Origin of the sequence: Streptomyces huasconensis, assembly GCF_021028635.1 — a bacterium.
Classification (GTDB): domain Bacteria; phylum Actinomycetota; class Actinomycetes; order Streptomycetales; family Streptomycetaceae; genus Streptomyces; species Streptomyces huasconensis.
The window spans coordinates 3521077-3541972 of the sequence record NZ_CP086119.1 but is presented as its reverse complement, the minus strand read 5'-3'; the positions used below and the strand labels follow the sequence as shown (position 1 = coordinate 3541972).

Annotated in this window: 18 protein-coding genes; 9 read left to right on the top strand and 9 right to left on the bottom strand. The window is 73.9% G+C overall.

Annotation, left to right across the window (positions count from 1 at the left end):
* Positions 1 to 41: 41 nt before the first annotated feature.
* Positions 42 to 743: a GDSL-type esterase/lipase family protein gene (locus J2N69_RS15900; protein ID WP_230901363.1), complete on the bottom strand. Its 702-nt coding sequence runs from the start codon at positions 741 to 743 to the stop codon at positions 42 to 44.
* Positions 744 to 829: 86 nt separating this feature from the next.
* Here J2N69_RS15900 and J2N69_RS15895 point away from each other — a divergent pair, with 86 nt between their 5' ends.
* Positions 830 to 1876: a WD40 repeat domain-containing protein gene (locus J2N69_RS15895; protein WP_230901362.1), complete on the top strand. Its 1047-nt coding sequence runs from the start codon at positions 830 to 832 to the stop codon at positions 1874 to 1876.
* Positions 1877 to 1894: 18 nt separating this feature from the next.
* On the opposite strand, the gene J2N69_RS15890 is transcribed toward J2N69_RS15895, so the two are convergent.
* Entirely contained in the window at positions 1895 to 2659 is a 765-nt protein-coding gene (locus J2N69_RS15890; protein WP_230901361.1) for a TetR/AcrR family transcriptional regulator, read from the bottom strand.
* Between the two features lie 123 nt (positions 2660 to 2782).
* Here J2N69_RS15890 and J2N69_RS15885 point away from each other — a divergent pair, with 123 nt between their 5' ends.
* Both J2N69_RS15885 and J2N69_RS15880 read left to right on the top strand, forming a co-directional pair.
* Positions 2783 to 3775 (top strand): ATP-binding cassette domain-containing protein, encoded by a 993-nt coding sequence (locus J2N69_RS15885; protein WP_230901360.1) that lies wholly within the window; start codon positions 2783 to 2785, stop codon positions 3773 to 3775.
* Entirely contained in the window at positions 3772 to 4602 is an 831-nt protein-coding gene (locus J2N69_RS15880) for an ABC transporter permease (protein ID WP_230901359.1), read from the top strand. Before J2N69_RS15885 ends, J2N69_RS15880 begins: the two co-directional genes overlap by 4 nt.
* A 68-nt stretch (positions 4603 to 4670) precedes the next feature.
* On the opposite strand, the gene serC is transcribed toward J2N69_RS15880, so the two are convergent.
* From serC to J2N69_RS15845, 7 genes are all read right to left on the bottom strand, one after another.
* The gene (serC, locus tag J2N69_RS15875; protein WP_230901358.1) at positions 4671 to 5789 is read right to left on the bottom strand and encodes a phosphoserine transaminase; all 1119 of its coding nucleotides are present in this window, start codon (positions 5787 to 5789) and stop codon (positions 4671 to 4673) included.
* 107 nt (positions 5790 to 5896) lie between these two features.
* The gene (locus J2N69_RS15870) at positions 5897 to 7132 is read right to left on the bottom strand and encodes a cytochrome P450 family protein (protein ID WP_230901357.1); all 1236 of its coding nucleotides are present in this window, start codon (positions 7130 to 7132) and stop codon (positions 5897 to 5899) included.
* Complete coding sequence (locus J2N69_RS15865) at positions 7129 to 8391, bottom strand: cytochrome P450 (RefSeq protein WP_230901356.1); 1263 nt, start codon at positions 8389 to 8391, stop codon at positions 7129 to 7131. Before J2N69_RS15865 ends, J2N69_RS15870 begins: the two co-directional genes overlap by 4 nt.
* Complete coding sequence (locus J2N69_RS15860; RefSeq protein WP_230901355.1) at positions 8388 to 9035, bottom strand: GTP-binding protein; 648 nt, start codon at positions 9033 to 9035, stop codon at positions 8388 to 8390. The genes J2N69_RS15865 and J2N69_RS15860 overlap by 4 nt, the downstream gene beginning before the upstream one ends.
* Complete coding sequence (locus J2N69_RS15855) at positions 9016 to 9372, bottom strand: DUF742 domain-containing protein (protein WP_230904742.1); 357 nt, start codon at positions 9370 to 9372, stop codon at positions 9016 to 9018. Before J2N69_RS15855 ends, J2N69_RS15860 begins: the two co-directional genes overlap by 20 nt.
* A gap of 2 nt (positions 9373 to 9374) precedes the next feature.
* Positions 9375 to 9827, bottom strand: a complete 453-nt coding sequence (locus J2N69_RS15850) for a roadblock/LC7 domain-containing protein (protein WP_230901354.1) — start codon at positions 9825 to 9827, stop codon at positions 9375 to 9377.
* Positions 9824 to 11734: an ATP-binding protein gene (locus J2N69_RS15845; protein WP_230901353.1), complete on the bottom strand. Its 1911-nt coding sequence runs from the start codon at positions 11732 to 11734 to the stop codon at positions 9824 to 9826. The genes J2N69_RS15850 and J2N69_RS15845 overlap by 4 nt, the downstream gene beginning before the upstream one ends.
* Before the next feature lie 193 nt (positions 11735 to 11927).
* Between J2N69_RS15845 and J2N69_RS15840 the strand changes: the two genes are divergently transcribed.
* The 6 genes from J2N69_RS15840 (at position 11928) to J2N69_RS15815 (ending at position 20892) form a co-directional block, all read left to right on the top strand.
* The gene (locus J2N69_RS15840) at positions 11928 to 14813 is read left to right on the top strand and encodes an FAD-binding and (Fe-S)-binding domain-containing protein (RefSeq protein ID WP_230901352.1); all 2886 of its coding nucleotides are present in this window, start codon (positions 11928 to 11930) and stop codon (positions 14811 to 14813) included.
* A 274-nt stretch (positions 14814 to 15087) separates the two neighbouring features.
* Positions 15088 to 16080, top strand: coding sequence for an EamA family transporter (locus J2N69_RS15835; protein ID WP_408056897.1), 993 nt, complete (start codon positions 15088 to 15090; stop codon positions 16078 to 16080).
* A 1-nt stretch (position 16081) separates the two neighbouring features.
* Complete coding sequence (locus tag J2N69_RS15830; RefSeq protein ID WP_230901350.1) at positions 16082 to 16438, top strand: hypothetical protein; 357 nt, start codon at positions 16082 to 16084, stop codon at positions 16436 to 16438.
* A 150-nt stretch (positions 16439 to 16588) separates the two neighbouring features.
* Positions 16589 to 17395 carry a TIGR03084 family metal-binding protein gene (locus J2N69_RS15825; RefSeq protein ID WP_230901349.1) on the top strand — a complete coding sequence of 269 codons (807 nt, stop codon included), beginning with the start codon at positions 16589 to 16591 and terminating at the stop codon, positions 17393 to 17395.
* 139 nt (positions 17396 to 17534) lie between these two features.
* Positions 17535 to 19244, top strand: a complete 1710-nt coding sequence (locus J2N69_RS15820; RefSeq protein ID WP_230901348.1) for an acyclic terpene utilization AtuA family protein — start codon at positions 17535 to 17537, stop codon at positions 19242 to 19244.
* A gap of 34 nt (positions 19245 to 19278) precedes the next feature.
* Positions 19279 to 20892 (top strand): acyl-CoA carboxylase subunit beta, encoded by a 1614-nt coding sequence (locus J2N69_RS15815; protein WP_230901347.1) that lies wholly within the window; start codon positions 19279 to 19281, stop codon positions 20890 to 20892.
* Positions 20893 to 20896 lie beyond the last annotated feature (4 nt).

The following is a 20896-nucleotide window of genomic DNA, read 5'->3' as shown; positions in this document are numbered from 1 at the left end:
GCGAAGACGTCCGGTGCGCCGCGATGGCGGGCGGTGCGCCGTCAGTGGGTGGTGCGCGTGAGCGCCGCGTAGGGGCCGCCGATGCCCCATGCCTGCGCCAGCGCCTCCGCGAAGGCCCCGGCCAGCTTGTGCTCGCCGGTCGCGTTGGGGTGCGTGCCGTCGTAGGTGTCCAGAGCGATGTCGTACGAGGAGGGGGCCGAGGCCAGGAGCAGGGGGGAGCGGCCCGTGTCCAGGTCGGCGACGGTCTTCGCGAGGAGGACGTTGAAGCGGGCGACCTCGGCGGCGAACGGCGCGTCCGACACGGCCCGGATGTTCGGTATCACCGGCAGGAGGACCATGCGTATGCCCGGGTTCGCGGAGCGGGCGCGCGCGACGAACTCGCGGACGTTCTCCGCCGTCTGCTCCGCGTCGGTGTAGAAGCCGAGGTCGATCAGGCCGAGGGAGATCAGCAGGATGTCGGCGGGGTCGCGGGTCAGCGCGCCGGCGATGCGCGGCGCCATGTGGAGCCACCCCTCGCCCCAGCCCGCGAGGTGGTGGCGGGGGAAGTCCGGGGACGCGTCGGCGTAGTCGTGGGAGAGGGGCTCCCCCGCCGCCTTGTCGTAGAGGGCGGTGCGCGGGCCCACCACGGCGAACTCCCCGGCGCCGAGAGTCTCGCGCAGGTGCTGCCACATGCGGTGGCGCCAGGTGTGTTCCCCGGCGCTTCCGATGGTCATCGAGTCGCCGACGAACATGAACCTGAGCATCCGCACATCATGGCCGATCGGCCCCCGCACCTGCGATGTGAGGCTCAGCACGCCGGGCGGCGGCGCCGGATGGCACGCTTGGGCCCATGCGTTCGCCTCGGGCTGTGCCGTCTGTTCCAGCTGTTCCGTCTGTTCCGTTTGCTCCGTCTGCTTCGGCCGTCCTCGCCGGGGCCGTGCTGGCCCTCGCCCTGGTGGCCGGGTCCGCCGCGCCCGCCGTGGCCGACGGCCACGACGGGTTCACCATCACGGACCCGCGGATCGTCGAGTCCAGCGGCCTGGCCGCCTCCCGCGCCCACCCGGGCGTCTACTGGACGCACAACGACCAGGACAAGGGCGCCTACCTGTACGCCGTCGACTCCCGGACCGGCAAGACGGTCGCCACCGTCACCATGAGCGGGATCGGCGCGCCCCGCGACGTGGAGGCCATCTCGGTGGGCGCCGACGGCAACCTCTACGTCGGGGACATCGGCGACAACCTCGGCGGCACGTGGTCGAACGTATGGATCTACAAGCTGCCCGAGCCGAAGACGCTGAAGGACCAGACGGTGCGCGCCACGCAGTACGTCGTGAAGTACGAGGACGGGGCGCGGGACGCGGAGGCGCTGATGGTGCATCCGAAGACCGGGCGGATCTACATCGCCGACAAGAAGGAGGAGGGCGGCAGCCTCTACGAAGGGCCCGCCCAGATGTCCGCCTCCGGGACGAACGTCTTCAAGAAGATCGCCGCCACCGATCTGTGGGTGACGGACGGCGCCTTCTCGCCCGACGGCGAACAGCTTGCCCTGCGCGGGTACTTCGGCGGGGCCTCCTTCGCCTGGAAGGGCGCGGGCAAGCAGCCCGAGCGGGAGGGCCGGCTGAGCGTGCCCTTCCAGCGGCAGGGCGAGTCGGTCACGTACACACCGGACGGCACGACCCTGATGTACGGCACGGAGGGCGCGCAGAGCCAGGTCACGCCCGTGGAGGTGCGCGGCAAGGGCGGGGGCGGCGGTTCCGGCGCGCCGTCCGGGGGCGGCGGTTCGGACAGCTCCGCGAAGAGCGGGGGCCTCGACGGCGGCCTCAAGACCGGCGCGATCGTGGCCGGTGCCGTACTGCTCGCCTTCTTCGGGCTGAAGCGGCTGCTGCGCAGGTGCTGAGGACCGGAACCGGCCGGGTCACGTCTCCTGTCGCCGGGCGACCAGGACGTCCAGGCCGTCCAGGAGGCGCTGGAGCCCGAACTCGAAGTGGTCGAAGTCCGGGCCGAACGCGTCCTCGGATAGCGCCGCGAGGACCGGATAGCGACCGCTCATCATGATCTTTTCGAGGGCCGGTGCCTGCGCCTCCCAGAACGCCTGGTCGGAGAGGCCGGTCTTCCGCACCGCCTCCATCTCGTGCACCTGGGTGCGGGCGACCCCGGTGACGTACCCCTCGACCATGACGATGACGCCGACCAGCTCCGGGTCGGTCAGGCCCATCGGCCGGATGCGGGCGAGCGTGCGCTCCAGGCCGCCCACGGCGCCGGGGCCGAGCACCGGGCGGGCCTGGTTGACGTGGAGCAGCCAGGGGTGGCGGCGGTAGAGGACGAGGGTCTCGCGGGCGTACGTCTCGACGCCCTCGCGCCAGCCGCCGGTCCACGGCTCCTCGTCCTCCGGAGGGGCGAAGAGGCGGTCCAGCATGAGGTCCAGCAGGTCGCCCTTGCCGGGGACGTAGCGGTACAGGGACATCGTGCCCGCGCCGAGTTCCGTGGACAGGCGGCGCATGGACACCGCCGAGAGCCCCTCGGCGTCGGCCAGGCGCACCGCCTCCGTGACGATCCGGTCCAGGGTGAGGGCCGGCTTCGGGCCGCGCGCCGGGCGGGTGCCCTCGCCCCAGAGCAGCTCCAGGCTGCGCGTGATGTCGCTGCCGGTGCGCTTCGCGTCGTCGCCCTGCGTGCTCGTCATGGACTCACCCTAATCGCCTCGACCGGAATTGAGTACGGCGTACCCGAAGAACTGAGTACGGTGTACTCTCGACTGAGTACGGCGTACCCAGAAGTGGGTCGCCGCAAGACCGGAGGGCGGGCGATGAACGGAAACGGCTTCGCGGTACGGGCCGAAGGGCTCCATAAGCGGTACGGGGACAAGTACGCCCTGGACGGCTTCGATCTCCACGTCGAACAGGGCACCGTGCACGGCCTGCTCGGCCCCAACGGCGCGGGCAAGACCACCGCCGTGCGCATCCTCTCCACCCTCGTACGGCTGGACGGCGGCCGCGCCGAGGTCGCCGGGGCCGACGTGGCCAGGGAACCGGCCGTCGTGCGCGGCCGCATCGGCCTCACCGGGCAGTACGCGGCCGTCGACGAGATCCTCACCGGCCGGCAGAACCTGGAGATGTTCGGCCGCCTCTTCCACCTCGGCGCCCGCCGCGCCGCGCTGCGCGCCGAGGAACTCCTGGAGCAGTTCCACCTCCAGGACGCGGCGGAGAAGGGCGCGGGCCAGTACAGCGGCGGCATGCGGCGCAGGCTCGACCTCGCCGCCTCGATGATCCTCGCGCCCGCCGTGCTCTTCCTCGACGAGCCGACCACCGGGCTCGACCCGCGCAGCCGCCTCGAAGTCTGGGACACCGTACGGGAGTTGGTCGCGCGCGGCACGACCGTGCTGCTCACCACCCAGTACCTGGAGGAGGCCGACCGGCTCGCCTCCCGCGTCACCGTCATCGACCGGGGCCGGGCCATCGCCGACGACACCCCCGACGGCCTGAAGAACACCGTGGGCGGCAGCCACCTCGACGTCGTGGTGCGCGATGCCGCCGACCTGCCCGCCGCCGTGCGGGCCGTCACCCGGGTCTGCGCCGGCGAACCGCTCGTCGTCGCCGTGGAGCGCCGCGTGCAGGCCGCCGTGACCGAGCGCGTCGCCGCCCTCACCGACGTGGCCCGCACCCTCCAGGACGAGGGCGTCGCCGTCGAGGACATCGGCCTGCGCAGGCCCAGCCTGGACGACGTGTTCCTGCGCCTGACCGGTCAGACGTCCGAGACCGCCGAAGCGGTCGCCCCCCTCAAGAAGGAGGTCGCGGCATGAGCGTCGCCCTCACCGCCGACACCGCGCACGGACGGCTCTACTGGGCCTTCGCCGACTGCCTGAACGTCACCCGGCGCTACCTCACGCACTTCCTGCGCCAGCCCGTCACCATCGTCTGGCAGCTGGGCTTCCCCATCATCTCCGTACTCCTGTACGGGTTTGTCTTCGGCGAGGCGATGAAGGTGCCCGGCGGCGGGGACGACGGCGACTACAAGCAGTTCCTGATGCCCGGCATGTTCGTGATGACCATGGCCTTCGGCTTCATGAACACCGCCATGGCCGTCGTCACCGACGCCTCCAAGGGCGTCATCGACCGCTTCCGCTCGATGCCGATGGCGCCCTCGGCGGTTGCGGCCGGGCGCGGCGTCGCCGACCTCGTCGTGGCCTGCGCGGAGCTGACCATCCTCGCGCTGACCGCGCTGGCCATCGGCTGGCGCTCCAGCGCCGGGTTCACCGACACCGTGCTCGCCTTCGGGCTGCTGCTGTTCCTGCGGTTCAGCCTGATCTGGGTGGGCGTCTTCCTCGGCCTCGTCGTGCCGACGCCCGAGGCCGCGGGCGGCCTGTACGCGGTGGCCTTCCCGCTGACGATGATCTCCAGCGTCTTCGTGGCACCGTCCCTGATGCCGGGCTGGCTGGCCCCGGTCGCCGCGTGGAACCCGGTCTCGTCGACGGGCACCGCCACGCGGGAGCTGTTCGGCAACCCGGGGGCGGGCGGCTCCACCTGGGTCGAGCAGCATGCCGTACTGATGGCCGTGGTGTGGCCGGTGGTGATCTCGCTGGTCTTCCTGCCGCTGGCGGTACGGAAGTTCAAGCAGCTGAGCAGATGAGTGCCCCGAAGGGGCGCGGGGAACTGCGCGACCAGCCCCCACGCGCCCGCACTGTGCGAACCGGCGAGCTACAGCCGCTCGATCACATAATCGACGCACTGGGTGAGCGCAGCGACATCCGCAGGGTCGATCGCCGGGAACATCGCCACCCGCAGCTGGTTGCGCCCCAGCTTCCGGTACGGCTCCGTGTCCACAATGCCGTTCGCGCGCAGAGCCTTCGCCACCGCCGCCGCGTCAACCTCTTCGGAGAAGTCGATCGTGCCGATGACCCGCGACCGCTTGGCCGGGTCCGTGACGAACGGCGTCGCGTACTTGGACTCGTCCGCCCAGCCGTACAGCGTCCGCGCCGACTCGGCGGTGCGGCCGGTCGTGAACTCCAGGCCGCCCTGGGAGTTCATCCACTCCAGCTGCTCGCCGAGCAGGAAGAGCGTGGCGAGCGCCGGGGTGTTGTACGTCTGGTTCTTGCGGGAGTTGTCGATCGCGGTCGGCAGGCTGAAGAACTCCGGGACGTGCCGGCCGGACGCGTGGACGCGCTCGGCGCGCTCGATCGCCGCCGGGGAGAACACGCCGATCCACAGGCCGCCGTCCGAGGCGAACGACTTCTGCGGCGCGAAGTAGTAGACGTCCGTCTCGGCGATGTCGACCGGCAGGCCGCCCGCGCCGGACGTGGCGTCCACCAGGACGAGGGAACCCTCGTCGGCGCCCGCGACGCGCTTGACGGGCGCCGCGACGCCCGTCGAGGTCTCGTTGTGCGTGAAGGCGTAGACGTCGACGCCCGCCTCCGCCGCCGGGTCCGGGTGGGTGCCCGGGTCGCTCGTGATCACGGTCGGCTCGGCCAGCCACGGGGCGAGCTTCGCCGCCTTCGCGAACTTGGAGGAGAACTCGCCGAAGCTCAGGTGCTGCGACTTGTTCTCGATCAGCCCGTGCGTCGCCACGTCCCAGAAGGCGGTCGAGCCGCCGTTGCCCAGGATGACCTCGTACCCCTCGGGGAGGGAGAAGAGGTCCTTGACGCCCTCGCGCACCCGGCCCACGAGGTTCTTGACCGGGGCCTGGCGGTGGGAGGTGCCGAGCAGGGAGGTACCGGTGGCGGCCAGGGCGTCCAGCGCCTCCGTCCGCACCTTGGAGGGGCCCGCGCCGAAACGTCCGTCGGCGGGCTTGATGTCAGCGGGAATCCGGATATCAGCCACGGGGCGAGCCTAGCGGCTCAGGGCACGGGGTTCTCCTGGTGTCCGGCCGCTGAGATCCACCGCCCCTTGGCCTCCACGCCACGGGGCTCCGCCCCGGACCCCGCTCCTCAAACGCCGGAGGGGCTGGATTTGAGGCGCACCGGCAGCTCGTAGAGGTCGTTCTGGGTGACCACGGGCTTGTGCCGGAGTTCCGCGCGGGGGACCGCCAAGGTCAGGTCCGGGAAGCGGTCGTACAGGGCCGGCAGGGCCACGCCCGCCTCCAGGCGCGAGAGCGCGGCGCCGGGGCACACGTGCGGACCGTGGCCGAAGGAGATGTGGCGGGTGGGGGAGGTGCGGGTGATGTCGAACTCGGCCGCCGTCGGCCCGTGGGCCTTCTCGTCGCGGCCGATCGCGCCGTACGAGACGATCAGCGCGTCCCCGGCGGGGATCACCTGGTCGCCGACCGGTACGTCCTCGGTGGCGAAGCGGATCAGGACGTGCGAGGTCGGCGTCGAGTGACGCAGCGTCTCTTCCACCACCGCGTCCCAGCCGGCCTGCCCCGCGCGGACGAGGGCGAGCTGCTCGGGGTGCGCGGAGAGGTTGACGACGGCGTTGACGATGAGGGAGATCGTCGTCTCGTGGCCCGCCGCGACCATCAGCTGGAGCGTCGCGACGATCTCCTCGTCCGTGAGGCGGTCGCCGCCCTCCGAGGCCGCGATCAGCGCGCTGGTCAGGTCGTCGCCCGGCTCCGCGCGGCGGGTCGCCACGACCTTGCCCATCATCGAGGCCAGCTCGCCGAGCGTCGCCACGACCTCCTCCGGCGGCGTCTGCGTGGAGAAGAACTTGTCGAACAGGACCTTCAGCCGCGGGTGGTCGGCCTCGTCGATGCCCATCAGGTCGCTGATGACGTACATCGGCAGGGGGTAGGCGAACGCGGCCTTCAAGTCGACCACTTCGTCACCGGGCGGCAACTTGTCGAGCAGGCCGTCCGTCAGCTCCGTGATGCGCTCGCGCATGCGCTCCACCCGGCGCGGCGTCAGCGCCTGCGCGACCAGCGACCGCAGCCGGCGGTGCTCCTCGCCGTCGACCGTCAGCATGGACCGGCCCGGGTTGGCCAGGCCGATCAGCGGCCAGTCGGCGGGTATCTCACCGCGCCGCCAGGCGCCCCAGACCTCGATGTCCTTCACCAGCCGCCTGTCGGTGAGGAGTTGGCGGGCCTCCGCGTGATGCGTGACCGCCCACACCGGCACACCCCCCGGCAGCTCCGCCGCCACGAGCGGGCCCGCCGCGAGCAGTCGGGCGCTCTCGCCGTCCAGGTCGGTGACGAACGGGTCCAGGGCGATTCTGGCGGGGTTGTCGGTCATCTGAGCTCTCCAAACGCTGAGGTCGGGGTCGGGTTGAAGCTCACCGGGAGATCGGTCAGGCCACGCAGCCACGGCGACGGGCGGCGGGTCAGGGCGTGCGCGGGCACCGCCAGGTCGAGGTCGGGCAGCCGGTCGAGGAGCACCTCGATGCCGGTCCGCGCGACGACCTCCGCGACCTCCTGGGCGGGGAAGGGGCAGCGGTGCTCGCCGTGGCCGAAGGCGAAGTGGGCGCTGTTGCCGCCGGTCAGGGCCGAGCCGTCGGTGCGCACCTGCGGGTCGGCGTTGGCGGCGCCGAGGCCGAGCAGCAGCAGGTCACCGGCGTGGACGCGGCGCCCGCCGAGCTGCGTGTCGCGCGAGGCCCAGCGGCCGGCGACGTTCTGGGTGGGGGTGTCCTCCCACAGGACCTCGTTCATGGCCTCGGCGACGCTGTGCCGGCCGCCGAAGAGGGACGCGGCGAAGCGGTCGTCGGTGAGCATCAGCCGCAGCGAGTTGCCGATCCAGTCGGCGGTCGGCTGGTGCCCGGCGGCCATCATCACCATCAGGTCCTGCGCGATCTCCTCGTCGCTGAACCCGTCCGCGCCGTCCGTGCGCTGGGCGCCCAGCATGTACGAGGCCACGTCCTCGCCCGGCGTCCCGTGCTTGTCGGCGATGAGCCGCGCCATCGACGACGCGAGGTGCTGCTGGCCCGCGAGCGCCCGCTCACGGCCGTCGATCATGTCGTTCATGGCGGTGACGAGCGCGGGGCCCTGCTCGTCGGAGAAGCCGTAGATCCGGGCCAGCACCCGCACCGGCAGCAGCATCGCGTACTCGGCGATCAGGTCGGCGGAGCCCTTGCCGCAGAACCGGTCGATCAGCTCGTCCGCGAACGTCTCGGCGTGCGCCTTCAGCTCGAACGGGTCGACGGCCTCCAGCGCCTGCGCGATCATCGCGGCCCGCCGGGTGTGCCGCTCGCCGACGGTGTAGAGGATCGACGGCTGCCGGTGGCCGATCATCGGCAGCAGCGGCCAGTCCTCGGGGATGTTCGGCCACTGGTTCCACAGCTCGGAGTCGCGGCTGAACAGCACCGGGTCGGCGGTGACCTGGTGCAGCTCGCGGTAGCCGAGCACCAGCCAGGCCGGTATGCCGCCGTCGAGCAGCACGGGCGCCACGGGGCCGTGGTCGCGGCGCATCTCCCGGTAGAGCCGGGCGGGTTCGGTGGCGAAGCGGGGGCCGGAGAGCGGGACGGGACCGGGCGCGGCGCCGGTCACGGGGCAGGTCACTGGGCGTACTCCTGAGGGGCGTTCAGCTGAGCGACGTACAACGTCTTGAGGTGTTCCACGAGCGCGATCAGTACGTCCTTGCTGGACTGCCGGGAGCGCGCGTCGCAGTCGACGAGCGGCACCCCGGGGTCGAGGTCGAGCGCCTCGCGCACCTGCTCGGGGGTGTACGCGGGCCCGCCGAAGTCGTTGCGGGCCACGATGAACGGCGTGCCGTGGTGCTCCAGGCGGTCGATCGCGTACCAGGAGTCCGACAGGCGCCGGGTGTCGACGAGGACGACCGCGCCGAGGGTCCCGGCGAAGAGGCGGTCCCAAAGGAACCAGAAGCGTTCCTGGCCGGGGGCGCCGAAGAGGTACAGGACGTTGCGGGCGTCGAGCGTGATGCGGCCGAAGTCGAAGGCGACCGTCGTGGACGTCTTGGCGCCGAGCCCCGCCAGGCCGCCGGTCTCGTCGATGCCCCGGCCGGCCTGGGTCATCGTCTCCTCGGTGTTGAGGGGGCGGATCTCGCTGACGGAGCGGACCAGCGTGGTCTTGCCGACGCCGAAGCCGCCGACCACGACGATCTTCAGGCCGTTGTCGGCGGTCGCGGTCAGCTCGCTTCGGCCGGCTCCGCCGGAAGCGCTGCGTTCAGAGATTGCGGAGTCCAACGAGCACCTGCTCCAGGAGTTCGGAATCGGGAAGGCTGTGGGCGGGGCCCGAGCGGGGGTGGCGGGCGCTGATCCGGCCCGCGTCCAGCAGGTCGGAGAGCAGGATGCGGGTGATGCTCACCGGCAGCCCGAGTTCGGCGGCGATCTCCACGACCGCCGTCGGCAGGCGGCACATGCGCAGGATCGCGGCGTGCTCGGACTGCATGCCGGGCATCGGGCCGGACTCGGCGACGACGAGGGTCACCAGGTCGAAGGGGGCGTCCGGCGCCGACCGGCTGCGGCCCCCGGTGAGGGTGTACAGCCGGTCGGGGGAGTCGTCCCGGCCGGGGCGGCCCACGCTCATGCGGCGGGCCGGGTGCCGGGCACGGCGCCCGCGCGCGGCGCGGCCCGCAGGTGTTCGCCGAGCTGTTCGACCAGCTCGCTCATGGTGTGCCCGACGAGGCCCGCGTCGGCGTCCTCGTCGGCGATGAGCGCGAGGTGCGCGCCCTCACCGGCCTCGACGATGAAGAGGATGCCGCCGTAGAACTCGGCCATCGCCGAGCGCACCCCGCCGGTGCCGTCGCCGAACTCGGCGGACGCGCCGTGCGACAGCGACTGGATGCCGGCGGCTATCGCGGCGAGCTGGTCGGCCTGGTCGACGGAGAGCTCCGGGGTGCGGCACAGCTTCAGGCCGTCCCGGGAGAGCACGAGGGCGTGCCGGGCGCCGGGGGTGCGCTCCAGGAGGCCTTCGAGCAGCCAGGTCAGCTTGGCGTCGGTGGTCGTGCCGGGGACGGCGGTGGGCGCGGTGGTCATGGGGAGGTGTCGCCTTCCGGGTGCTCGGGGTTTGCGGGGGCGTCGTCCGTGCCGACCGGCTCCGTCGGAGCGGTGCGGACGGCCTGGCGGAAGCTGCTGAAGCGGGCCGCCGTGGTGGCGGCGTCCGCGCGGCGCGGCCGCGGGTGCTCCCCGGTGTCACTGTCGGCCCGGGCCCGCTCGGCGGCGGCGAGGGTACGGCCGCGGGGGCGCTTGGGGAGGGGGGCGGCTTCGGCGTCCGGACCCTCGGCCGGGGTGTGCGGGGCCGCCGACTCGTGGGCGGGCACGGGCTCGCGGTCCACGGGGTCGAGGCCGGGGTCGGGGGTGTGGGGGTGGGGGTACGGGGGCCGGGGCTCGGGCGGTGTGCGTGGGGGCGGTGGTTGGGGGTGGGGTGTCTGTGCCTGCGGCTGCGGTTGCGGTTGCGGCGTCTGTGGCTGCGGCTGCTGATGTGCGGGCTCCGGCCGGGCTGCGTGCCTGCCGGTGTGCCGGGCGGGGGTCAGAGCTGCGGGGCCGGTGGGGTCTGGGTTGGTGGAGTGCGCGGGCCGTGCGGAATCGGTGGGGTCGGTCGAAGCCGCAGGCCCGGTGGAGTCCGCAGGCCGTGCGGGATCGGCGGGGCCGGTCAGCGCCGCGGGCTCGGGCAGGTCCGCGGGGCCGGGCAGTGCCGCCGGGCGGGACGTGGCTGTCGGCAGGGATGTGGACGGGGACGGGGTCGGGTCCGAGGGGCGGGAGAGCAGTTCTTGCGGGATGAGCAGGAGGACGCCCGTGCCGCCGCGCGCCGAGGGGCGGAACGACACCGTCAGGTTGTACTTGCGGGCCAGCCTGCCGACCACCGCGAGGCCGAGCCGAGTGCCGGTCAGGCCGCCGAGGCCGGTCGTCTCGCCGGACACGGCCCGCTCGGCGCGGCGAAGCTGCACCGGGCCCATCACCAGGCCGCTGTCCTCGACGGAGACGATGACGCCTGCCGCCACCTCCTCGATGTACACGTGCACTTCGGAGGTGGGCGGCGAGAAGTTCGCCGCGTTGTCGAGCAGTTCGGCCAGGGCGTGCATGACACCTTCGGCGGCGTGGCCCGCCACCGCGACCTCGCTGGCCGAGTGGACGCGCACGCGCTGGTAGCCGCCGATGCGGCCCATCGCGCCCCGCAGGATCGATTCCATGACGATGGGCTTGGCCCAGCGGCGGCCGGAGCGGGCGCCGGTGAGCACCGCCACCGAGTCGGCGATGCGGCCTGCCTGCGCGGTCCTGTGGTCCAGATGGAGGAGGTCGGTGAGGACGTCCTCGTCCGCGTGCCGCCCCTCCATCTCCCGCAGGTCGGCGAGGGTGCCGGTGGCCAGGGCCTGCATCCGCCCGGCCGCGTTGGCGCACGCGGAGAGCGCGGCGGCCCGCTCGGACTCGGCGGTGCGCAGCCGCGCGGTCAGCTCGTTCCGTACGCGCGTGTGCTCGGCGGTGAGTTCCGCCCGGGCACGGGTGTTCTCGGCGGTCAGTTCCGCCTTGACGCGGCCGTTCTCGGCGGCCAGTTCGGCCGCCACGCGCGCGTGCTCGGCGGTCAGCTCGGCCACCTCGCGGGCGTGCGCGGCGGTGAGCCGGGCGTGCTCCTGCCCGAACTCGGCGGCGCGGCGCGCCTGTTCCCGCTGGAGGAGGCCGCTCTCCTGCCGGGCGGCGGCCAGGTGACGCCGCGCCAGGGAGAGCGACCGCAGGGCGTGGAAGGCGACGGCCACCGCGACGCTGAACGCGAGCGCCGCGGCGCCGGCGCCCCAGGCCAGGGGGGTCCGCGCGGACGCGGGCGCGAGGGCGGCGGCCGTGCCGGCGAGTACCGCGGTGACGAGGGCACAGGCCAGCAGGACGAACGCGGCGGGACGCAGCGGAGGGCGCTCCGTCCCGGGGCGCGCTATGGGGGTTGGCGCGGTCATCAATCGGGGTCCTCGATCGGAAGCGACACACTCTGCTCGAACGTGCTCAGGCTGTCTCAAGCTCTGCTCAAGTTGTGGTCACTATAGGAGAGTTGTTGCCCAGAGTGGGAATGTTCCCTTCCGGATCGTGATATGTCGGGTGTGGCGAGGTGGCTGGCCCGGAGGGGCGGGCGCGGGGGGCATTCTGAACCGTATGAGCGATCTCGGCAGTGACCCCGGCAGCGATCCGAGCGGCCTTGAGCGGGAGTTGCGCGCGGCCGTGCGCGGGCCGGTGGACCTCTCCGTGACCGCGCGGGCCCTGCACACCATGGACGCCTCCAACTACCGCCGGGTGCCCGCCGCGGTGGTGGCCCCGCACGACGCCGACGACGTGGTGGCGGTGCTCGACGTCTGCCGGCGCCGGGGCGTGCCGGTGGTGGCGCGCGGCGCGGGCACCTCGATCGCCGGGCAGGCGACCGGCACCGGCGTCGTCCTCGACTTCACCCGGCGGATGAACCGCGTCGTCTCCCTCGACCCCGAGGCCCGGACCGCCGTCGTCCAGCCGGGGGTCGTCCTGGACGACCTGCGCGCGGCGGCGGCCCCGTACGGACTGACATTCGGCCCCGACCCGTCGACGCACAGCCGGTGCACGCTGGGCGGGATGATCGGCAACAACTCGTGCGGGTCGCACTCGGTGGCCTGGGGCACGACGGCGGACAACGTCCGCTCCCTGTCCGTCATCGGCGCACAGGGCGACATCCGCCGCCTCGGGCAGGGCTGGGCCGGCGCCCCCGAAGGCCTGCGCGCCCTCGTCGAGGGCCACCTGGCCCTGCTGCGCACCGGCTACCCCGACCTGCCGCGCCGCATCTCCGGTTACGCCCTCGACGCCCTCCTCCCCGAACGCGGACCCGACCTCGCCCGCGCCTTCTGCGGCTCGGAGGGCACCCTCGGCCTCCTCACCGAAGCCGCCGTACGCCTCGTCGAGGCGCCGCGCGCGCGGGCGCTCGCCATCCTCGGGTACGCCGACGAGAGCGCCGCGGCCGAGGCCGCCGCCGGCCTCCTGCCGTACGGCCCGCTGACCGTCGAGGGCATGGCGGCCGACCTCGTCCGGGGCGCGGGCGCGCGGGAGAACGTCCTTCCCCGGGGCGGCGCCTGGCTGTTCGTGGAGACGGGCGGCGACAGCCCGGCCGAGGCACGCGCGCGTGCCCGGACGATCGTGCGCGCCGCCGACGTCCTGGACGCCGTGGTCGTCGACGACCCGGCGGGGCAGCGGGCGCTGTGGCGCGTGCGGGAGGACGCGAGCGGGACGGCCACCCGTATCCCGGGCGCCGCACCGGGCGGCCCCGGCGCAGGGCGCGGCGCGGAGGCCTGGCCCGGCTGGGAGGACTGCGCCGTGCCCCCGGCCCGCCTCGGCGCCTACCTGCGCGACTTCCGCGCGCTGCTCGCCGCGCACGGCCTGCGCGGCACCCCGTACGGGCACTTCGGGGACGGCTGCATCCACGTACGCATCGACTTCGACCTGACCACCCCCGAGGGCGTGGCCCGCTTCCGCCGCTTCTCCGAGGAGCTGGCGGACCTCGTCGTCGCGCACGGCGGCTCGCTCTCCGGTGAGCACGGCGACGGGCAGGCCCGCGCCGAACTGCTGCCGAAGATGTACGGGCCCGAACTCGTCGCCCTCTTCGCGCGCGTGAAGGACGTCTGGGACCCGGCGGGCCTGCTCAACCCCGGCATGCTGGTGCGGCCCGCGCCCCTCGACACCAACCTGCGGTTCGCACCCCTGCCGCGCGAGCCCGTCGACGTGGCGTTCGGCTACCCCAGTGACGGCGCCGACGGCGGCGACTTCTCGGCGGCCGTCAGGCGGTGCGTGGGCGTCGCCAAGTGCCGTACGGCGACGGCGGCTCCGGCCGGCGGCGTCATGTGCCCGTCCTTCCGGGCCACGGGCGAGGAGGAGCACTCCACGCGCGGCCGGGCGCGGCTGCTGCACGAGATGCTTGCGGGCGAGGTCGTGACGGACGGCTGGCGTTCGACGGAGGTCAGGGACGCGCTCGACCTCTGCCTGTCCTGCAAGGGATGCCGCTCGGACTGCCCGGTGGGCGTCGACATGGCCACGTACAAGGCGGAGTTCCTGCACCACCACTACGAAGGGCGCCGCAGGCCCGCCGCGCACTACGCGATGGGATGGTTGCCGCGCTGGCTGCGGGCCGTCGCCGTGACGCGCACGGCTCCCCTGGTCAACGCCCTCGCGCGGGTGGGCCCGTTGGCGGCGCTCGGCAAGCGGCTCGGCGGGATCGCGCCGGAGCGGGCACTCCCGGCCGTGGCGCCGCGCACGCTGCGCCAGTGGTGGCGCCGCAGGCCCAAGGGCGGGGCCGGGCCCGCGTCGGTCGTCCTGTGGCCCGACACCTTCACCGACCACCTCTCGCCCTCCGTGGGGCGGGCGGCGGTACGGGTCCTGGAGGACGCCGGGCTGAGCGTCGCGCTGCCGCCGCGAGGCGTGTGCTGCGGGCTGACGTACGTCTCGACGGGACAGCTCGACCGGGCCCGCGCGGTGCTGCGCGCCACCCTGGACCGCCTGGCCCCGCTCCTCGCGGCCGGAACGCCGGTCGTCGTCCTGGAGCCGAGCTGCGCGGCGGCCCTCAGGACCGACCTCGTCGAACTGCTGGGCGACGACCCGCGCGCGCACCGCCTCGCCGCGTCCGTACGGACCTTCGCGCAGGCCCTCGAAGAACTCGCCCCGCAGTGGAGCCCGCCGCACGTCGGCCGCCCGGCGGTCGGCCAGACGCACTGCCACCAGCACGCGGTCCTGGGCGACGCGGCGGAACGGCGGCTGCGCGCGAAGGCGGGCATCGAGGGCGAGCTGAGCGGCGGCTGCTGCGGGCTCGCCGGGAACTTCGGCTTCGAGAAGGGCCATTACGAGGTCTCCGTGACCTGCGCCGAGGAACAGCTGCTGCCCGCGGTGCGCCGGGCGCCCGGTGACGCGGTGGTCCTCGCCGACGGCTTCTCCTGCCGCACCCAGCTGGGGCGGCTGGCGGGGGTGCGGGGGTGGCACCTGGCGGAGGTCCTCGCGGGGGCGCTGGAGCGGGAGGCCGGGGCGGGGCGGTGAGCCGTGGGCAGGCCGCCGCGCCGGCCGCTGCCACGCCGACGAGGAGAGTCGTACGCGAGGAGTCGTACGGTCGACATATGGACACGGGTTGCGGTCAGGGGCAAAACCGCTCCACAATCCTGACGCAGTCCATTAGCTTGTACGAGGCGGTCCAGAAAACTGGACTATCCTCAGCGGGCAGTCGACAGTGGCAGCGACCCCGACCAGCGGCAGGAAAGGCACAGGCGTGAACGTCTCGCGCAGCGATCAGGCGGCACCGGCGGGAGCCACCGGGATGGCCCCCGAGGGGGCCCGCGAGGTGGCTCCCGAGGTGGCCCCCGTCGTGGCCCAGCAGCCGGAAGTCGCGGGCGCCGAGGCCGCCGCCGCGCCCCGGGGCGGCCTCCGCGCCCGGCTGGGACCGGTCGGGCTCGTCCTCGCGGGCAGCGTCTCCGTGCAGTTCGGCGGCGCGGTCGCGGTGAGCGTCATGCCGCGCGCCGGGGCGCTCGGCATCGTGACGCTGCGGCTCGCGTTCGCCGCGCTCGTGCTGCTCGCCGTGTGCCGCCCGAAGCTGCGCGGGCACGCGCGGTCCGACTGGGGCACGGTGGTCGCCTTCGGCGTGACCATGGCCGGGATGAACGGCCTCTTCTACCAGTCCGTCGCCCGCATCCCGATGGGCCCCGCCGTCACCCTCGAAGTGCTCGGGCCGCTCGTGCTCTCCGTCTTCGCCTCGCGCCGCGCGGTGAACCTGGTCTGGGCCGGGCTCGCGCTCTGCGGGGTCTTCCTGCTCGGCGGCGGGGGCGGCTTCAGCGGCCTCGATCCGGTCGGCGTCGCCTACGCGCTCGGGGCGGGCGCGATGTGGGCCGCGTACATCGTCTTCAGCGCGCGCACCGGACGGCGCTTCCCGCAGGCCGACGGGCTGGCCCTCGCGATGGTCGTCGCGGCGGTGCTGTTCCTGCCGCTCGGGATCATCGAGTCCGGGGCGAGGCTCGTCGAGCCGGGCACGCTGGCGCTGGGCGCGGTGGTCGCCGTGCTGTCGTCCGTGCTGCCGTACACCCTGGAACTCCTCGCGCTGCGGCGCCTGCCCTCGCACACCTTCGCGGTCCTGATGAGCCTGGAACCGGCCATCGCCGCCGTCGCCGGGTTCCTCGTCCTCAGCCAGGCCCTGACGGTCGCCGAGGCGCTGGCGATCTCCCTGGTCATCGTGGCGAGCATGGGCGCGGTGCGGACGCAGGTGGGGCGGGGCCGGGGGCGGGCGGACGCGAAGGCCGCGCGGAAGGCGGAGAGCTGAGATGGCCGCCGACGTGCCCGGGGAGGAACCCGGCGCCTTCAAGGAGAAGCGTGACGCCCTCGTACTGATGGCGGCCGCGCACATGAGCAGGCCCTTCCCGCCCGGGGCCCGCGGCATGGACGTCGCGGGCCAGGACCTGGTGCTGCTCGACGCGGACGCCTACGCCTACTCGGCCCACGTCCTCAAGGGCCCCCTCTCCGACCGGCAGTACGCGGACTTCACGCGACTGATGGCGGTGTTCGACGCGGTCCTCCCGGCGCTCGACGACCCGTACGCCGCCGGGTACTACGCGCGGCTGCACGACATGGCCGTCCTGGCCCTGGAGGTCGAGGCGCTGCGGCGCGAGCGGGGCTTCTAGGAGTCCTGTACGGGAAGGGCGCGCGGCCAGAAACAATGCAAGCACGCTTGCTTGTTTCGGTGGGCGCTGCCATGCTCCCAGGCACTTCCCCGCGCTCTCGGCGCCGTCCGGGCAGGGGAGGCCACACTCGTGCCCCGAGGGGAGCGTTCCGTGTCCGATGCCCTGCCCGTGCTCGACGACCTGCGCGGCGAGAGCGAGGAACTCGACCGGCTCGTCGCGGAGCTGAGCGACGACCGCTGGGCCCTCGCGACGCCCGCGCCGCGCTGGACGATCGCCCACCAGATCGCGCACCTCGCCTGGACCGACCGGGCCGCGCTGCTCGCCGCCACCGACCCGGAGGCCTTCGCCGCCGAGGCGGAGAAGGCCGCGGCGAACCCCGGCACGTTCGTGGACGAGGGCGCCGAGGAAGGGGCCGCGCTGCCGCCCGCCGCGCTGCTCGCCCGCTGGCGGGCCGGGCGGGACGCGCTGTGGCGGGCCCTCGCCGACGCCCCCGCCGGAACCCGGCTGCCCTGGTACGGGCCGCCCATGGCCGTGCCGTCCATGGCGAGCGCGCGGCTCATGGAGACCTGGGCGCACGGCCAGGACGTGGCGGACGCCCTCGGCGTGACGCGCACGCCGACGGACCGGCTGCGGCACGTCGCGCGGATCGGGGTGCGGGCGCGGGACTTCGCCTTCGCCGTGCGCGGGGCCGCCGCGCCGGCCGAGGAGTTCCGCGTCGAGCTGACCTCGCCGGTGACGGGCGAGGTATGGGCGTACGGGCCCGAGGGCGCCGCCCAGCGCGTGACCGGGCCCGCGTACGACTTCTGCCTGCTCGTGACGCGCCGCGCGCACCGCGCCGACCTGGCGGTGCGCGCCGAGGGCGCCGACGCCGACCGCTGGCTGGACATCGCCCAGGCCTTCGCGGGCCCACCCGGCGAGGGCCGCGCCCCGCGCCGCGAGCAGGGCGGTGGGAAGTGATCCGGCCGCTTCTGCGCATCGGCGCCGCCTCCGCCCAGCGCGTGACCGGGTCCGCGTGCGACATCCGTCCGCTGGTCGCTGGGCCGCCTGACGAACCCGGCGAGGGCCGCGCGCCGCGCCGCGAGCAGGGCGGTGGGAAGTGACCCGGACGCCTCTGCGGATCGGCAACGCCTCCGGGTTCTACGGCGACCGGTTCGACGCCCTGCGGGAGATGCTGACCGGCGGCCCCCTCGACGTCCTGACCGGTGACTACCTCGCCGAGCTGACCATGCTGATCCTCGGCCGCGACCGCCTGAAGGACCCCTCGCGCGGGTACGCCAAGACGTTCCTGCGGCAGCTGGAGGAGTGCCTCGCGCTTGCCCACGACCGCGGTGTGAAGCTCGTCGCCAACGCGGGCGGGCTCAACCCGGCCGGGCTCGCCGACGCCGTGCGGGAGCTGGCCGCCCGGCTCGGCGTGCCGGTACGGGTCGCGCACGTGGAGGGCGACGACCTCGGCGGGCCCGAAGGCCGCTTCCCCGGCGCCCTCACCGCCCACGCCTACCTCGGCGGCGCCGGCATCGCGGCCTGCCTGGCAGCCGGTGCCGATGTGGTCGTCACCGGGCGGGTGAGCGACGCCGCGCTGGTCAGCGGGCCCGCCGCCGCGCACTTCGGGTGGGCGCCGGACGCGTACGACCGGCTCGCGGGCGCGGTCGTCGCCGGGCACGTCCTGGAGTGCGGGACACAGGCCACCGGCGGCAACTACGCCTTCTTCGCCGAGCACGGCCCGGAGGCCGCGCGCCGCCCCGGCTTCCCCCTCGCCGAGGTCCACGAGGACGGCTCGGCGGTCATCACCAAGCACGACGGCACCGGTGGCTTCGTCGACGTCGGCACGGTCACCGCGCAGCTCCTGTACGAGACGCAGGGCGCCCGGTACGCGGGCCCGGACGTCACCGCCCGCCTCGACACGGTCACCCTCACCCAGCAGGGCCCGGACCGCGTACGGATCGCCGGCGTGCGCGGCGAGGCACCGCCCCCGACGCTGAAGGCGGGCCTGACCCGGCTCGGCGGCCACCGCAACGAAGTCGTCTTCGTCCTCACCGGCCTGGACGTCGAGGCCAAGGCCGCCCTCGTCCGCGCCCAGCTGGAGGACGCCTTCGACCGCGCCACGTCCCGCCCCGCCGAGGTCCGCTGGGAGCTGGCCCGCACCGACCACGCCGACGCGGCCACCGAGGAGACCGCGTCCGCGCTGCTGCGGCTCGTCGTGCGCGACCCCGACGCGGACACGGTGGGCCGCGCGATCGGCGGTGCCGCCGTCGAACTCGCCCTCGGCAGCTACCCCGGCTTCCACGTGACGGCGCCGCCCGGCAAGGGCGCGCCCTACGGCGTCTTCGAGGCGGCGTACGTCGAGCGGTCCGCCGTGGCGCACGTGGCGGTCATGCCGGACGGGGAGCGGCGCCCGGTGCCGTCCGGCGCCGCCGACACCCTCGTACCGGCCGACGTGCCGCCGCCGCCCCCGCCCGAGCCCCTCCCGCCGGGCCCCACCCGCCGCGCGCCCCTCGGCCTCGTCGCCGGGGCCCGCAGCGGCGACAAGGGCGGCGACGCCAACGTCGGCGTGTGGGTGCGCACCGACGACGCGTGGCGGTGGCTCGCCCACGAACTGACCGTGGACCGCTTCCGGGAACTGCTCCCGGAGACCGCCGACTTGACCGTCGTACGCCACGACCTGCCCAACCTGCGCGCCCTGAACTTCGTCGTCGAGGGGCTGCTCGGCGAGGGCGTGGCCGCGCGGGCCCGCTTCGACCCGCAGGCCAAGGGCCTCGCCGAGTGGCTGCGCGCCCGCCACCTGGACATCCCGGAGGAGCTGCTGTGAACCCGCAGGACCGCCCGTCGCCGGAGGGGGCGCTGTGACCGTCCTCGCCTCCGCGCTCGACCCCGCGAGCGCCGAGTACGCCGAGCACCGCGCCGCCATGCTGGAGAAGCTGGCCGCGCTCGACGCCGAGCAGGCCAAGGCCCTGGAGGGCGGCGGCGAGAAGTACGTCCAACGGCACCGCAAGCGCGGCAAGCTGCTCGCCCGGGAGCGCATCGAGCTGCTGCTCGACCCGGACACGCCCTTCCTGGAGCTGTCGCCGCTGGCGGCCTGGGGCAGCGACTACCCGGTCGGCGCCTCCATGGTCACCGGCATCGGCGTCGTCGAGGGCGTCGAGTGCCTGATCACCGCCAACGACCCGACCGTCCGGGGCGGCGCCTCCAACCCCTGGACGCTGAAGAAGGCCTTCCGCGCGCACGAGATCGGACACGCCAACCGGCTGCCGTCGATCCACCTCGTGGAGTCCGGCGGCGCCGACCTGCCGTCCCAGAAGGAGATCTTCATCCCGGGCGGCGCCCTGTTCAAACACCTCACGCAGTCCTCGGCGGCCGGCATCCCGACCATCGCCGTCGTCTTCGGGAACTCCACGGCGGGCGGCGCGTACGTCCCCGGCCTGTGCGACCACGTGATCATGGTCAAGGAGCGCGCGAAGGTCTTCCTCGGCGGGCCGCCGCTGGTGAAGATGGCGACCGGCGAGGAGAGCGACGACGAGTCGCTGGGCGGCGCCGAGATGCATGCCCGCACCTCCGGCCTCGCCGACCACCTGGCCGAGGACGAGCGCGACGCCCTGCGCCAGGCGCGCCGCGTCGTCGCGCGCCTCAACTGGCGCAAGGCGTCCGCCGATCCGGATCCGCTCACCGTCGAGCCGCCGAAGTACGACGAGGACGAACTCCTCGGCATCGTCCCCGGCGACCTGAAGAAGCCCTTCGACCCGCGCGAGGTCATCGCCCGCATCGTCGACGGCTCCGACTTCGACGAGTTCAAGCCGCTGTACGGAACCAGCCTCACCACCGGCTGGGCCACCCTGCACGGCTACCCGGTCGGCATCCTCGCCAACGCCCAGGGCGTGCTGTTCAGCGAGGAGTCCCAGAAGGCCGCCCAGTTCATCCAGCTCGCCAACCAGCGCGACATCCCGCTGCTGTTCCTGCACAACACCACCGGTTACATGGTCGGCAAGGAGTACGAGCAGGGCGGCATCATCAAACACGGCGCGATGATGATCAACGCGGTCAGCAACTCGCGTGTCCCGCACCTGTCCGTCCTCATGGGCGCGAGTTACGGCGCCGGGCACTACGGCATGTGCGGGCGCGCCTACGACCCCCGCTTCCTCTTCGCCTGGCCGAGCGCGAAGTCCGCCGTCATGGGCCCGCAGCAGCTCGCCGGCGTCCTGTCGATCGTGGCGCGCGCGTCGGCCGCCGCGAAGGGGCAGCCATACGATCAAAAAGCCGCCGAAGCCGACGCGGGGCTGCGGGCCATGGTGGAGCAGCAGATCGAGGCGGAGTCGCTGCCGATGTTCCTCTCCGGGCGGCTCTACGACGACGGGGTCATCGACCCGCGCGACACCCGCACCGTCCTCGGTATCTGCCTCTCCGCGATCCACACCGCCCCCTTCGAGGGCGCGCGCGGCGGCTTCGGCGTCTTCCGGATGTGAGGAA

Coding starts and splice junctions, on each gene's coding strand:
- J2N69_RS15900 (WP_230901363.1), bottom strand. CDS start 743: ATGCTCAGGTTCATGTTCGTCGGCGACTCGATGACCATCGGAAGCGCC.
- J2N69_RS15895 (WP_230901362.1), top strand. CDS start 830: ATGCGTTCGCCTCGGGCTGTGCCGTCTGTTCCAGCTGTTCCGTCTGTT.
- J2N69_RS15890 (WP_230901361.1), bottom strand. CDS start 2,659: ATGACGAGCACGCAGGGCGACGACGCGAAGCGCACCGGCAGCGACATC.
- J2N69_RS15885 (WP_230901360.1), top strand. CDS start 2,783: ATGAACGGAAACGGCTTCGCGGTACGGGCCGAAGGGCTCCATAAGCGG.
- J2N69_RS15880 (WP_230901359.1), top strand. CDS start 3,772: ATGAGCGTCGCCCTCACCGCCGACACCGCGCACGGACGGCTCTACTGG.
- J2N69_RS15870 (WP_230901357.1), bottom strand. CDS start 7,132: ATGACCGACAACCCCGCCAGAATCGCCCTGGACCCGTTCGTCACCGAC.
- J2N69_RS15850 (WP_230901354.1), bottom strand. CDS start 9,827: ATGACCACCGCGCCCACCGCCGTCCCCGGCACGACCACCGACGCCAAG.
- J2N69_RS15845 (WP_230901353.1), bottom strand. CDS start 11,734: ATGACCGCGCCAACCCCCATAGCGCGCCCCGGGACGGAGCGCCCTCCG.
- J2N69_RS15840 (WP_230901352.1), top strand. CDS start 11,928: ATGAGCGATCTCGGCAGTGACCCCGGCAGCGATCCGAGCGGCCTTGAG.
- J2N69_RS15835 (WP_408056897.1), top strand. CDS start 15,088: ATGGCCCCCGAGGGGGCCCGCGAGGTGGCTCCCGAGGTGGCCCCCGTC.
- J2N69_RS15830 (WP_230901350.1), top strand. CDS start 16,082: ATGGCCGCCGACGTGCCCGGGGAGGAACCCGGCGCCTTCAAGGAGAAG.